Raw genomic sequence first — 13,805 nt, forward strand, 5'->3', positions numbered from 1 at the left:
CAGGCGGGTCCCGCTCGACCTCAGACCACTCCCGCCCAGCTCCAGGGTCCCGCACGGCCTCAGACCACTCCCGCCCAGCGCGAGCCGGTCCCGGCCCGCTTCCCGACCGGCCCAGGCCGGCCTTCCGACCACCTGAGACCGGCTGCCAGGCCCCTTGAGGCCAGCTGCCAGGCCCGCTGAGACCCGCTTCCAGCCCCCGCCCGAGACACCCCACCGCAAGCCTCTGTTCGAATACCTGCCGGGTTACGGCCTCCCTCCACAGATTCGGTGACTTTCTCCCGTCCACATCCTGGGGACCGGTGAGTTGTCCAGATCGTGTCCACAGGGGCCGCTATTGAGAGACCATCAGACCAGCTCAGCCGCTTGTGGATTGGTGGACGAACGATCTCCACAGGCTGTGGACGACGAAGTGATCCACAGGCTGTGCTCCGAGTTGTCCACCGGCAACCCACAGGCTGGGGGCAGTTGTCCCCAGCGAGAGGCCGCTTCTCCACATGCCTGTCCACTGTTCGGCAACATGACGCGCCTTCTCACCGGGTCGAGTGAAAGGCGTCACACGAAGGTGCCGGGTTGGGCTGTGGGAAAGGTGGGTAAAGCTGGGGACAGCGCTGGGGAGAACTCGCCTCTCCCTGTGCACGGTGTGTGCAGAACTTTCCGTTCTCCACAGAGACACCCGGTTGTCCACTGCCTTCACCCACAGGCCCGGTGGACAAAATTTCCGCTCTGAGCAGGGCAAACGTGGTTATCCACGGTATCCACAGGCCCTACTACTACTCCCGACTAGAGAGAGCTGGGAATTCGTTTCGAAGCGGGCCCTGTGCACAACTCGCCCTTCGGTGCCCGACCGCCCCTCGTCACGACTTGACCCCGAGAGGCACCTACTGTCAGTGCCGTGCGTCAGACTGGTCCCCGGTGTCCTCCCCATCCCAGGGACCGTCGACACCGAGACAGACCACGAGGGCCAGGCAGAGCGAGAAGCGCCGGCAACAGCAGGAGGCGGCAACAGTGAAGATCCGGGTGGAACGCGACGTACTCGCGGAGGCAGTGGCCTGGGCGGCACGCAGCCTCCCGGCCCGTCCGCCGGCGCCTGTCCTCGCCGGCCTGCTGCTGAAGGCCGAGGAAGGCCAGCTGAGCCTGTCCGGCTTCGACTACGAGGTCTCCGCCCGGGTGGGCGTCGAGGCCGAGGTCGAGGAGGAGGGCACGGTTCTGGTCTCCGGCCGCCTGCTCGCGGACATCTGCCGCGCGCTCCCCAACCGCCCGGTGGAGATTTCCACAGACGGTGTACGGGCGACGGTGGTCTGCGGCTCCTCCCGGTTCACCCTTCACACCCTGCCTGTGGAGGAGTACCCGGCCCTGCCGCAGATGCCGAACGCGACGGGCACGGTCCCCGGCGAGGTCTTCGCCTCCGCGGCCGCCCAGGTCGCCATCGCGGCCGGCCGTGACGACACGCTGCCCGTCCTCACGGGCGTCCGCATCGAGATCGAGGGCGACACGGTCACGCTGGCGTCCACCGACCGCTACCGCTTCGCGGTCCGCGAGTTCCTGTGGAAGCCGGAGAACCCGGACGCCTCCGCGGTCGCCCTGGTGCCCGCCAAGACGCTTCTGGACACCGCCAAGGCCCTGACCAGCGGCGACCAGGTGACCCTGGCGCTGTCCGGCTCCGGCTCGGGCGAGGGCCTGATCGGCTTCGAGGGCGCAGGCCGCCGTACGACGACCCGCCTGCTGGAGGGTGACCTCCCGAAGTACCGCACGCTGTTCCCGACGGAGTTCAACAGCGTCGCCGTCATCGAGACCGCCCCCTTCGTGGAGGCCGTCAAGCGCGTGGCCCTGGTCGCCGAGCGCAACACCCCGGTGCGGCTCAGCTTCGAGCAGGGCGTGCTCATCCTGGAGGCCGGTTCCAGCGACGACGCACAGGCTGTGGAGAGGGTCGACGCCCAGCTCGAGGGCGACGACATCTCGATCGCCTTCAACCCGACGTTCCTGCTGGACGGCCTGAGCGCCATCGACTCCCCGGTGGCTCAGCTGTCCTTCACGACGTCCACCAAGCCCGCCCTGCTCAGCGGCAAGCCCGCGCTGGACGCCGAGGCGGACGAAGCCTACAAGTACCTGATCATGCCGGTCCGCCTCAGCGGCTGAGTGCGGCGGTCGTCCACAGGCTGAGGACAAACCCGCAGGTGAGGGCGTACGACTGAGCGCGTACGCCCACAGATGTGCACGAGCGTCCGGGTCTAGGCTCGGACGCGGGTACGAAAGTGCCGCAACGCCACGTCGGACACCTGCGAACCAAAGGAACACAACTGATGGAGCTCGGTCTCGTCGGCCTCGGCAAGATGGGCGGCAACATGCGCGAGCGGATCCGCCGCGCGGGCCACACCGTCTTCGGATACGACCGCAACCCGGACCTCGCCGATGTCCACAGCCTGCGAGAGCTTGTGGGCAAGCTCAGCGGCCCGCGCGTGGTGTGGGTGATGGTCCCGGCGGGCGAGGCCACGCAGTCCACCATCGACGAGCTCGCCGAGCTGCTCGAGCCCGGCGACGTCGTCGTGGACGGCGGCAACTCCCGCTGGACCGATGACGAGAAGCACGCCGAGGAGCTGGCCGCCAAGGGCATCGGCTTCGTCGACTGCGGTGTCTCCGGCGGCGTCTGGGGCCTGGAGAACGGCTACGCGCTGATGTACGGCGGCGACGCGGAGAACGTCGCCAAGGTGCAGCCGGTCTTCGACGCCCTCAAGCCGGAGGGCGACTTCGGCTCGGTGCACGCCGGAAAGGTCGGCGCGGGCCACTTCGCGAAGATGGTCCACAACGGCATCGAGTACGCGATGATGCAGGCTTATGCCGAGGGCTGGGAGCTCCTGGAGAAGGTCGACTCCGTGACCGACGTCCGGGAGGTCTTCCGCTCCTGGCAGGAGGGCACGGTCATCCGCTCCTGGCTGCTCGACCTCGCGGTGAACGCGCTCGACGAGGACGAGCACCTGGACGAGCTCCGGGGTTATGCACAGGACTCCGGAGAGGGACGCTGGACTGTGGAGGCCGCCATCGACAACGCGGTGCCGCTGCCGGCGATCACCGCGTCGCTGTTCGCGCGGTTCGCCTCCCGTCAGGAGGACTCGCCCCAGATGAAGATGATCGCGGCGCTGCGGAACCAGTTCGGCGGCCACGCGGTCGAGAAGAAGTAAGCAACACCCGAGGGTTTGGGGAGGTCGGCGAAACGACCATGCACGTCACGCATCTGTCGCTGGCCGACTTCCGCTCGTATCCCCGGGTCGAGGTTCCGCTCGACCCGGGGGTGACGGCCTTCGTCGGCCCGAACGGGCAGGGCAAGACCAACCTCGTCGAGGCCGTCGGCTATCTCGCCACCCTCGGCAGCCACCGGGTCTCCTCGGACGCCCCCCTGGTCCGCATGGGCGCCGAGCGCGCGATCATCCGGGCCCAGGTCCGGCAGGGCGAGCGGCAGCAGCTGGTCGAGCTCGAGCTGAACCCGGGGCGCGCCAACCGGGCCCGGGTCAACAGGTCCTCGCAGGTCAGACCGCGTGACGTGCTGGGGATCGTACGGACCGTCCTGTTCGCGCCGGAGGACCTCGCCCTGGTCAAGGGCGACCCCGGTGAGCGGCGTCGCTTCCTCGACGAGCTGATCACCGCGCGCTCCCCGCGCATGTCCGGGGTGCGTTCCGACTACGACCGGGTCCTCAAGCAGCGCAACACCCTGCTGAAGTCGGCCGCGCTGGCCCGTCGGCACGGCGGCCGCACCATGGACATGTCCACCCTCGACGTGTGGGACCAGCATCTCGCGCGCGCGGGCGCCGAATTGCTCTCCCACCGCCTGGACCTGATCGCCACGCTCCAGCCGCTGGCCGACAAGGCCTACGAGCAGCTCGCCCCCGGTGGCGGCCCGATCGCCCTGGAGTACAAGCCGTCGGCGCCGGGCGAGGCGCACACGCGCGAGGACCTGTTCGAGCAGCTCATGGCCGCGCTCGCGGAGATGCGCAAGCAGGAGATCGAGCGAGGCGTCACACTGGTCGGCCCGCACCGGGACGACCTGCTGCTCAAGCTGGGCCAGCTGCCCGCCAAGGGCTACGCCTCCCACGGCGAGTCCTGGTCCTACGCGCTGGCCCTGCGCCTGGCCTCGTACGACCTGCTCAGGGCGGAGGGCAACGAGCCCGTGCTGGTGCTCGACGACGTCTTCGCCGAGCTGGACACCCGTCGCCGCGAACGCCTCGCCGAGCTGGTCGCGCCCGGCGAGCAGGTCCTGGTGACCGCCGCGGTCGACGACGACGTACCGCATGTGCTGTCCGGGACGCGGTTCACCGTGTCCGAGGGAACGGTGCAGCGCGTATGACGGGGAACACACCCGGGGACGTCCCCCGGCCGGCCACGCCCTCCAAGCAGCCCGAGCCCTCCGGCGTCGACCTCGCGCGCGTGGCGCTGCGCGCGGCGAAGGAGGCCGCACGCGCGCGGGGGGACGCGGCGCAGCAGAAGAAGCAGGCGCGCCGTGGTGGTGGACTGCGATCCGGCGCGCGCGCCGACGGCCGCGACCCCATGGCGCTCGGCGCCGCGATCAACCGGCTGATCACCGAGCGCGGCTGGGAGGCTCCGGCCGCGGTGGGCGGGGTGATGGGCCGCTGGCCGCAGATCGTCGGCGAAGACGTGGCCAACCACTGTGTGCCCGAGAGGTACGACGAGGACGAGCACGTCCTGATCGTGCGCTGCGACTCGACGGCCTGGGCGACGAACCTCAGGCTGCTCGCACCGACCCTGGTCGCGCGCCTCAACGAGGACCTGGGGCACGGCACCGTGCGGCACATCAAGGTCCTCGGCCCCAGCGCCCCCACCCGTCGTTACGGCCCGCTGCGCGCCCCCGGCAGCACCGGCCCTGGCGACACTTACAGGTGACTTACATCACGTCTCTCCGGCTCCGGTCGACGGGCACGGCCCCCTCGTCACAGCACCGTCCACGGTTGCGAATCGCGAAGCCGACTCCTAAGTAGCCAAGGGTTGACGGCCGGAAGCGCTGAGTGGCTCCGTGAGCCTCTTGGAGCCCCCATCCGCATATCGGGAGTCGGACAAGACCCGTCGAGGGCGGCACATGCGGACTCAGGTACCGGCAAACCCCCATCAGTGTCAGTGCTACCGGTAGACTGGAAGCAATCCCGCCCCACTCGTGGGGACCGTCCGGGAAAAGCTGAGCAACGCTGATCAAGGCTTATCAACGCAACATGCCGCAGCCGCTCCGGCAACCCGCCGACGAGCCTGGCTCGTGCTGTGCCAGAAAGGGCGCTTCGTGGCCGATTCCGGCAACCCCAACGAGAACATCCCGTCCACCGACGCAGGCGTGACCAGCGAGGCGATCACCTCCAACGGCGAGGTCACCGCCTCGTACGACGCCAGCGCCATCACCGTCCTCGAGGGCCTGGACGCGGTCCGCAAGCGCCCCGGTATGTACATCGGCTCGACCGGTGAGCGCGGACTTCACCACCTTGTGCAAGAGGTCGTCGACAACTCCGTCGACGAGGCGCTGGCCGGTCACGCGGACACCATCGACGTGACGATCCTCGCCGACGGCGGCGTGCGGGTCGTCGACAACGGCCGTGGCATCCCGGTCGGCATCATCCCCTCCGAGGGCAAGCCGGCCGTCGAGGTCGTGCTGACGGTGCTGCACGCGGGCGGAAAGTTCGGCGGTGGCGGCTACGCGGTCTCCGGCGGTCTGCACGGCGTGGGTGTCTCCGTGGTGAACGCCCTGTCGACCAAGGTGTCCGTCGAGATCAAGACCGACGGCTACCGGTGGACCCAGGACTACAAGATGGGCGTCCCGACGGCCCCGCTCGCCCAGCACGAGGCCACCGACGAGCACGGCACCACGGTCACCTTCTGGGCCGACCCGGACATCTTCGAGACCACCGACTACTCCTTCGAGACGCTGTCGCGGCGCTTCCAGGAGATGGCGTTCCTCAACAAGGGCCTGCGGATCAACCTCACCGACGAGCGCGAGTCGGCGAAGGCCACGGCCGGGGCCGACGAGGCTGGTGAGGACGAGAAGCACGAGGTCAAGAGCGTCTCGTACCACTACGAGGGCGGCATCGTCGACTTCGTGAAGTACCTCAACTCCCGCAAGGGAGAGGTGGTGCACCCCACCGTGATCGACCTCGAGGCGGAGGACAAGGACCGGAGCCTGTCCCTCGAACTCGCGATGCAGTGGAACGGCGGCTACAGCGAGGGCGTGTACTCCTTCGCCAACATCATCCACACGCACGAGGGCGGTACGCACGAAGAGGGCTTCCGCGCCGCGCTGACCTCGCTGATCAACAAGTACGCGCGCGACAAGAAGCTGCTGCGTGAGAAGGACGACAACCTCACGGGTGACGACATCCGCGAGGGCCTTACGGCGATCATCTCGGTGAAGCTGAGCGAGCCCCAGTTCGAAGGCCAGACGAAGACCAAGCTGGGCAACACCGAGGTCAAGACGTTCGTCCAGAGGGTCGTCTACGAGCACCTGGCGGACTGGCTGGACCGCAACCCCAACGAGGCCGCGGACATCATCCGCAAGGGCATCGCGGCGGCCACCGCTCGCGTGGCGGCCCGCAAGGCCCGCGACCTCACCCGCCGCAAGGGTCTGCTGGAGACGGCGTCCCTGCCGGGCAAGCTCTCGGACTGCCAGTCGAACGACCCCGAGAAGTGCGAGATCTTCATCGTCGAGGGTGACTCCGCCGGCGGCTCGGCCAAGTCCGGCCGCAACCCGCAGTACCAGGCGATCCTCCCGATCCGCGGCAAGATCCTCAACGTCGAGAAGGCGCGAATCGACCGCATCCTGCAGAACCAGGAGATCCAGGCGATGATCTCCGCGTTCGGCACGGGTGTGCACGAGGACTTCGACATCGAGAAGCTCCGCTATCACAAGATCATTCTGATGGCGGACGCCGACGTCGACGGCCAGCACATCAACACCCTGTTGCTGACCTTCCTGTTCCGCTTCATGCGGCCCCTGGTCGAGGCCGGGCACGTGTACCTCTCCCGCCCGCCGCTCTACAAGATCAAGTGGGGCAAGGACGACTTCGAGTACGCGTACTCCGACCGCGAGCGCGACGCCCTGATCGAGATGGGCCGCAACGCCGGCAAGCGCATCCGCGAGGACTCGGTGCAGCGCTTCAAGGGCCTGGGCGAGATGAACGCCGAGGAGCTGCGCATCACGACCATGGACCAGGAGCACCGCGTCCTCGGCCAGGTCACCCTCGACGACGCCGCCCAGGCCGACGACCTGTTCTCGGTCCTCATGGGCGAGGACGTCGAGGCCCGCCGCGCGTTCATCCAGCGCAACGCCAAGGACGTCCGCTTCCTCGACATCTGAGTCGGTCTCAGCTGACCGCACCAGGAAGGATCTTCACCAGCAATGACCGACGAGAACACTCCCGTGACGACGCCCGAGGGTGACGCCCTGGCCATGCGCGTCGAGCCCGTCGGGCTCGAGACGGAGATGCAGCGCTCGTACCTCGACTACGCGATGTCCGTCATCGTCTCGCGTGCGCTGCCCGATGTCCGTGACGGCCTCAAGCCCGTCCACCGCCGCGTGCTGTACGCCATGTACGACGGCGGTTACCGCCCCGAGCGCGGCTTCTACAAGTGCGCCCGCGTCGTCGGCGACGTCATGGGCAACTACCACCCGCACGGTGACTCCTCCATCTACGACGCGCTCGTGCGCCTCGCCCAGCCCTGGTCGATGCGCATGCCGCTCGTCGACTCCAACGGCAACTTCGGTTCCCCGGGTAACGACCCGGCCGCGGCGATGCGGTACACCGAGTGCAAGATGGCGCCGCTGTCGATGGAGATGGTCCGCGACATCGACGAGGAGACCGTCGACTTCACGGACAACTACGACGGCCGCTCCCAGGAGCCGACCGTCCTGCCGGCCCGCTTCCCGAACCTGCTGATCAACGGCTCGGCCGGTATCGCGGTCGGCATGGCGACCAACATCCCGCCGCACAACCTGCGCGAGGTCGCCGCCGGTGCCCAGTGGTACCTGGAGAACCCCGAGGCCTCCCACGAGCAGCTGCTGGACGCGCTGATCGAGCGCATCAAGGGCCCCGACTTCCCGACCGGCGCGCTCGTCGTCGGCCGCAAGGGCATCGAGGAGGCGTACCGCACCGGCCGCGGCTCGATCACCATGCGCGCGGTCGTCGAGGTCGAGGAGATCCAGAACCGCCAGTGCCTGGTGGTCACGGAACTGCCGTACCAGACCAACCCCGACAACCTCGCGCAGAAGATCGCCGACCTGGTGAAGGACGGCAAGATCGGCGGCATCGCGGACGTCCGGGACGAGACCAGCTCCCGCACGGGCCAGCGTCTCGTCATCGTCCTCAAGCGGGACGCGGTCGCCAAGGTCGTCCTGAACAACCTCTACAAGCACACGGACCTGCAGTCGAACTTCGGCGCCAACATGCTGGCGCTGGTGGACGGCGTGCCGCGCACGCTCTCGCTCGACGCGTTCATCCGCCACTGGGTGACGCACCAGATCGAGGTCATCGTCCGGCGTACGAAGTTCCGGCTGCGCAAGGCCGAGGAGCGGGCGCACATCCTGCGCGGTCTGCTGAAGGCCCTGGACGCCATCGACGAGGTCATCGCGCTGATCCGGCGCAGCGACACCGTCGAGATCGCCCGCGGCGGCCTGATGAGCCTCCTGGAGATCGACGAGATCCAGGCCAACGCCATCCTCGAGATGCAGCTGCGCCGACTGGCCGCCCTGGAGCGCCAGAAGATCGTCCAGGAGCACGACGAACTCCAGGCGAAGATCACCGAGTACAACGAGATCCTCGCCTCACCGGTCCGCCAGCGCGGCATCGTCAGCGCCGAACTGGCCGCGATCGTCGAGAAGTACGGCGACGACCGCAAGACCAAGCTGATCCCCTACGAGGGCGACATGTCCATCGAGGACCTGATCGCCGAGGAGGACATCGTCGTCACGGTCACCCGGGGCGGCTACATCAAGCGCACCAAGACCGACGACTACCGCGCCCAGAAGCGCGGCGGCAAGGGCGTGCGCGGCACGAAGCTCAAGGAAGACGACATCGTCGACCACTTCTTCGTGTCCACCACGCACCACTGGCTGCTGTTCTTCACCAACAAGGGCCGCGTCTACCGGGTCAAGGGCTACGAGCTGCCCGACGCCGGCCGGGACGCGCGCGGCCAGCACGTCGCGAACCTGCTCGCCTTCCAGCCGGACGAGGCGATCGCCGAGATTTTGGCGATCCGGGATTACGAGGCGGTCCCGTACCTTGTGCTCGCCACCAAGGCCGGACTTGTGAAGAAGACGCCTCTGAAGGATTACGATTCGCCTCGTTCCGGCGGTGTGATCGCGATCAACCTCCGTTCCATGGAGGACGGTTCGGACGACGAGCTGATCGGAGCCGAACTGGTCTCGGCGGACGACGATCTGCTTCTGATCAGCAAGAAGGCGCAATCGATCAGGTTCACCGCCTCGGACGAAACCCTGCGTCCCATGGGCCGTGCCACCTCGGGTGTCAAGGGCATGAGCTTCCGCGAGAGCGACGAGCTGCTCTCGATGAATGTTGTTCGACCCGGTACGTTCGTGTTCACTGCCACAGACGGCGGGTACGCGAAGCGGACCAACGTCGACGAGTACCGCGTCCAGGGTCGCGGCGGCCTCGGCATCAAGGCTGCCAAGATCGTCGAGGACCGCGGATCCCTCGTCGGCGCGCTGGTGGTCGAGGAGACCGACGAGATCCTCGCCATCACGCTGTCGGGCGGTGTGATTCGTACGCGAGTCAACGAGATCAGGGAAACCGGCCGTGACACCATGGGCGTCCAACTGATCAATCTGGGCAAGCGCGATGCCGTCGTGGGCATCGCTCGCAACGCCGAGGCGGGACGCGAGGCGGAGGAAGTCGACGGCGACGTGGTCGTCGACGAGACCGCCGAGGGTGCCGCGATCACCGGCACGGACGAGGGTGAGGCGCCCTCGGCCGAGTAGGCACGAGGAGTGAGTCAGCGTGAGCGGAGCCACGGGCGCCGGACCGACCGGTACCTCGAAGGGTACGGAGACGGACGACGGCGGCCGTGGCTCCGCCGCGCGTGCGGCGGACCCGCACACGACCAACCTGAAGGCGATCAAGTCCCCGAGCAAGGACGCGCCCTCGCCTGACTCGCATGATTCCCAGGGGGCACCTGTGACGGACACCCGAGGTCCGAAGACCCAGCAGCACAGGGCTGGAGCGGGCCCGGCCGCATCCGGCGCCCAGCCGCAGCCGGCCGCGCAGGCCAAGGGCGCCGCGCAGCCGGCCTCCCCCCTGCCGGGAGAGCGGCAGTCGCAAGCGCAGGCCGGGCCGTACCACCCGCCGCAGGCCTACCCGGCGCAGCAGCAGGGGGCGGCGGCCGGTGCCGACGCCGCCGTACGGCGTCCCCGCACGGGTGCCCGCACCACACCGCGGGTCCGCAAGGCGCGGCTGCGGGTGGCGAAGGCCGACCCGTGGTCGGTGATGAAGGTCAGCTTCCTGCTCTCCATCGCCCTGGGCATCTGCACGATCGTCGCGGCCGCCGTGCTGTGGATGGTCATGGACGCGATGGGCGTCTTCTCGACGGTCGGCGGCACGATCTCCGAGGCCACCGGCTCGAACGAGTCCAACGGCTTTGACCTGCAGGCCTTCCTGTCGCTGCCCAATGTCCTGATGTTCGCCTCGGTCATCGCGGTCATCGACGTCGTCCTGGCTACGGCCCTCGCGACGCTCGGCGCATTCATCTACAACCTCTCCGCGGGCTTCGTCGGAGGTGTGGAACTGACCCTCGCCGAGGACGAGTGACGGGTCCTCTCCCACGCGGCTGACGCTCCGCCGAGGCGCCCTGCCGATGTCCTGTGTCGGTGACCCGCCAACCGATTTTGGGACTGCCCATGTCGTGCGCTAATCTTCAGGAGTCAGCGCGCGGGACACACACCGCAGAGCGCGGCGGGGCTATAGCTCAGTTGGTTAGAGCGCATCCCTGATAAGGATGAGGCCACAGGTTCAAATCCTGTTAGCCCCACCAGCACGAAGACCCCCGGCCCATTGGGCCGGGGGTCTTTTGACATCAACGGTTGACACCAACCGCCAGGACCGCGTCAGCAGGCGTGCGGGGTGCGCCGTTCGTCGGCCGCCAGGTGAACGTCTCCTTCCCAGACGTGGAAGCCGCCGTCCAGCCGGCCTGAGCCTCCACAGGCGCTGCTTCGGGCGCCTCGCTGTCGCTCATTCGGTTTGCTGCTGGTGGCGGCCGCCGTGGCAGGGGCACTGTCCTGACACCGTTCAGTGCGAGCACTGTTGTCAGGGCCTGCCTGGGCAAGATCCATGGCTCGTCACCCGTCGGCACCTCAGGCCTGTCGAGCGTCGGTCGCATCGGTCGGGACATGCGTGAGCCCGGCGGCTCTGTCGAGCTGCCGGGCTCTGTACGCAGGATCGCCAGGGTGTCGTGCCGGGAGGTTCAGCGCTTGAGGGGCGTGGGATGGCCCGCCTCGGCGTCGGTGTCCTCGTCGGTGCAGTCGATGCCGCTCGAGGCCGCCGTGTCCGCGAGCGGGCGGTGGCGGCAGCGGGGGGACTTGCCGTGGGCCTCGGCGCGGATGCGCTGCTTCATCGTGGGGGGCAGGGCCCTGGCATGGGTCCAGGGGAGCGTCGCCGGTGCCGTCCGCTGCTGCGGGATGCCGCTGATGCCGGTGCTGTTGCGCTTCTGCTCGGCCTGCGGTACCGCCGCGGCGGCGGTCGTGGTGACGAGTCCGAGCGACGTGCACAGCGCGAGGAAGGCGGTGATGATGGCGGTCCACAGCTTCATGACCTTGTTCCGGGCCATGGCCCCTCACTTTCGGGTTGGGCAATTTGCGTACTTTCCTCATGATGTGTATAGGGGCGGAGAAGTGGTGGACCGACGCCCGTGGCGCGGCGATGTTCAGATGAACACCACTCGAATGGACGCAAGAGGGGTGAAAAGGTGAGGATAGGAGAGAAAGGCGGCCAAAGTAACCGTCCGTCGGGATGTGATCACCCTCCGATCGGATCGGCGGGCTCCGCTTCTCCCCTGGCTCTGGGGACGGGAGTTGAGGGCCGCCTCAGGTCACCGATCGGTATCGGTCGGTGTGTATAGTCGGGCGCCAGAGGTCCCCTACGTCAAGGAAAGACGAGGTCGCGCGGTGAAGAAGCTTCTCCTGGTCGCACTGGCCGCCATCGGCGGGCTCCTCGTGTACCGCCAGATCCAGGCGGATCGCGCCGAGCAGGATCTGTGGACGGAGGCGACTGACTCCGTGCCCACGGGTTCGTGAGTCACGACCACCCATAACCAGCACACCCCGGCCGCCTCGCGGTCGGGGTTTTGTGTGCCGAGGGAGGGTCGTGAACCCCGTCGGCGAGGCAGGATGGGCCACGGTTTCACGGTTCGTGGTCCGACGACGGTGAGGGGTGGCGCGTGAGGGGACCGTGTCGTACGGCGCGGGGGCGGCGTGCGGGGGCGTGGCGCGGCCGGTCGTCGAGGACCGTGCGCATGGGCGCCGTGGCGGTGGTGCTGGGAGTGACGGCCGCCGTGGCCCCGGGGCAGGCCGCACTGGCCGCCCCCGCGGCCTCCGGTACGGCCGGGACGCCGAGCCCCTACGCCTTCGCCGAGGGCGCCCGGCGCATCGAGGGGGCGCGCAGCACCGCCGACGCCGATCCCCTGTCGCCCGGCACGGCCTACAAGAGCTCCCTCCCGAGCAGTGGCAAGGTCAGCTACCGCCTCGATCTCGACGCCGCTTCGAACGCGTACGTCTCCGTCACCGCCGTCCCCTCCCCCGGCAGCACCGTCTCCGTCATCGACGGAGTCAAGGTGTCCGTGCAGGACGCCGAGGGCAACTCCTGCTCCGTCGACAGAGCGAGCTTCGGCGCCGCCCGCAGCCCCCACCCGATCGCTGCCTGGGGCATGCGCGAGATCGCGCCCAACAGGCCCCTGTGCCGCAAGAGCGGTGCGTACTACGTGTCCGTCGAGCGCGTCGACTCGGAGGGCGAGGGGTCCTCGCCGGACGCCTGGGACCTCGAACTCCTCGCCATGACGGAACCGCGGACTGCCAGGACCGGGATCACCAGCGCGCCCCAAGTCTGGAATTCCGCCACGCCCCAGCCGCTCCAGGGAGAGGCCGAGCGCCGACGCGGCGGGGCCGGGTTCGCCGGGGCGACTCCCCTGGACCAGGGCGTCTGGCGGGACGACATCAGCCCCGGCCAGACGGTCTTCTACGAGGTACCGGTGGACTGGGGGCAGCAGCTCTCCGTCACGGCCGAGCTGGGCAGCTCGGACTCTGCGGGCACGGGCTACGCGTCGAACGCGCTGGACCTGGCCCTCTACAACCCCGCGCGCGGGCGCGTCGCCGACATCGGCGTCGGCTACGACGGCGACCAGAAGTCCGGCAGCCTGCCACCTCTGCCGCCCGTCGACCACGCCAACCGCAACGCCGCCACCGCCCAGGTCAGCGCCGTCCGCTTCGCCGGCTCCTACTACCTCGTCGCCCACCTCTCCCAAAGCGTCGCCGACAGCTTCGGGGACGGGCCGTTCGAGATGACACTGCGCGTCCGGGTGAGCGGGGCGGCGCAGGGAGGGCCCGAATACGCGGGGGAGTCCGAGCCGGAGGGCGCCTTCGATGTCTCGGACGAGGACCGGGAGGCTGCGGCGGAGGGCGTGCCCGGGGGCGACGACACCGCGATGCGGATGCTCGCCGTGGGCGGTATCGGCACCGGGAGCGCGCTGCTGGTCGGCCTCGGCGTGTGGACCTTGCTCGCTCGGCGGAGGAGCGCCGCGTAGCGGAGCAGGGCAGTGGCTCG

10 protein-coding genes and 1 tRNA gene are annotated in these 13,805 nt (G+C 68.8%); 10 read left to right on the forward strand and 1 reads right to left on the reverse strand.

The window, feature by feature from the left end:
• The first annotated feature begins 1,005 nt into the window (after positions 1-1,005).
• The 8 genes from dnaN to ACWD1U_RS07910 all read left to right on the forward strand — a co-directional run bounded on the left by dnaN (position 1,006) and on the right by ACWD1U_RS07910 (position 11,025).
• The gene (gene dnaN / locus ACWD1U_RS07875; RefSeq protein ID WP_356441910.1) at positions 1,006-2,136 is read left to right on the forward strand and encodes a DNA polymerase III subunit beta; all 1,131 of its coding nucleotides are present in this window, start codon (positions 1,006-1,008) and stop codon (positions 2,134-2,136) included.
• 164 nt (positions 2,137-2,300) lie between these two features.
• Positions 2,301-3,176 (forward strand): phosphogluconate dehydrogenase (NAD(+)-dependent, decarboxylating), encoded by an 876-nt coding sequence (gene gnd, locus ACWD1U_RS07880; RefSeq protein ID WP_451105417.1) that lies wholly within the window; start codon positions 2,301-2,303, stop codon positions 3,174-3,176.
• 38 nt (positions 3,177-3,214) lie between these two features.
• A complete protein-coding gene (recF, locus tag ACWD1U_RS07885; protein WP_451105419.1) occupies positions 3,215-4,336 on the forward strand; it encodes a DNA replication/repair protein RecF in 1,122 nt (373 codons plus the stop codon).
• Positions 4,333-4,890: a DUF721 domain-containing protein gene (locus tag ACWD1U_RS07890; protein ID WP_451105421.1), complete on the forward strand. Its 558-nt coding sequence runs from the start codon at positions 4,333-4,335 to the stop codon at positions 4,888-4,890. Before recF ends, ACWD1U_RS07890 begins: the two co-directional genes overlap by 4 nt.
• 388 nt (positions 4,891-5,278) lie before the next feature.
• Positions 5,279-7,339, forward strand: coding sequence for a DNA topoisomerase (ATP-hydrolyzing) subunit B (gene gyrB, locus ACWD1U_RS07895; RefSeq protein ID WP_451105423.1), 2,061 nt, complete (start codon positions 5,279-5,281; stop codon positions 7,337-7,339).
• 42 nt (positions 7,340-7,381) lie between these two features.
• On the forward strand, positions 7,382-9,976 hold the full coding sequence (gyrA, locus tag ACWD1U_RS07900; protein WP_451105425.1) for a DNA gyrase subunit A: 2,595 nt from the start codon (positions 7,382-7,384) through the stop codon (positions 9,974-9,976).
• A 19-nt stretch (positions 9,977-9,995) separates the two neighbouring features.
• On the forward strand, positions 9,996-10,802 hold the full coding sequence (locus tag ACWD1U_RS07905) for a DUF3566 domain-containing protein (RefSeq protein ID WP_451105427.1): 807 nt from the start codon (positions 9,996-9,998) through the stop codon (positions 10,800-10,802).
• A 146-nt stretch (positions 10,803-10,948) separates the two neighbouring features.
• Positions 10,949-11,025 (forward strand) — tRNA-Ile (locus ACWD1U_RS07910).
• A gap of 429 nt (positions 11,026-11,454) precedes the next feature.
• On the opposite strand, the gene ACWD1U_RS07915 is transcribed toward ACWD1U_RS07910, so the two are convergent.
• Positions 11,455-11,817: a DUF6344 domain-containing protein gene (locus ACWD1U_RS07915; protein ID WP_451105429.1), complete on the reverse strand. Its 363-nt coding sequence runs from the start codon at positions 11,815-11,817 to the stop codon at positions 11,455-11,457.
• 337 nt (positions 11,818-12,154) lie between these two features.
• On the opposite strand from ACWD1U_RS07915, the gene ACWD1U_RS07920 reads away from it, so the two are divergent.
• Both ACWD1U_RS07920 and ACWD1U_RS07925 read left to right on the forward strand, forming a co-directional pair.
• Positions 12,155-12,283, forward strand: a complete 129-nt coding sequence (locus ACWD1U_RS07920; RefSeq protein WP_003999697.1) for a DLW-39 family protein — start codon at positions 12,155-12,157, stop codon at positions 12,281-12,283.
• A gap of 218 nt (positions 12,284-12,501) precedes the next feature.
• The gene (locus ACWD1U_RS07925; RefSeq protein ID WP_451105431.1) at positions 12,502-13,785 is read left to right on the forward strand and encodes a hypothetical protein; all 1,284 of its coding nucleotides are present in this window, start codon (positions 12,502-12,504) and stop codon (positions 13,783-13,785) included.
• The last annotated feature ends 20 nt before the right edge of the window (positions 13,786-13,805 follow it).

This window comes from Streptomyces sp. NPDC002788 (assembly GCF_053592115.1).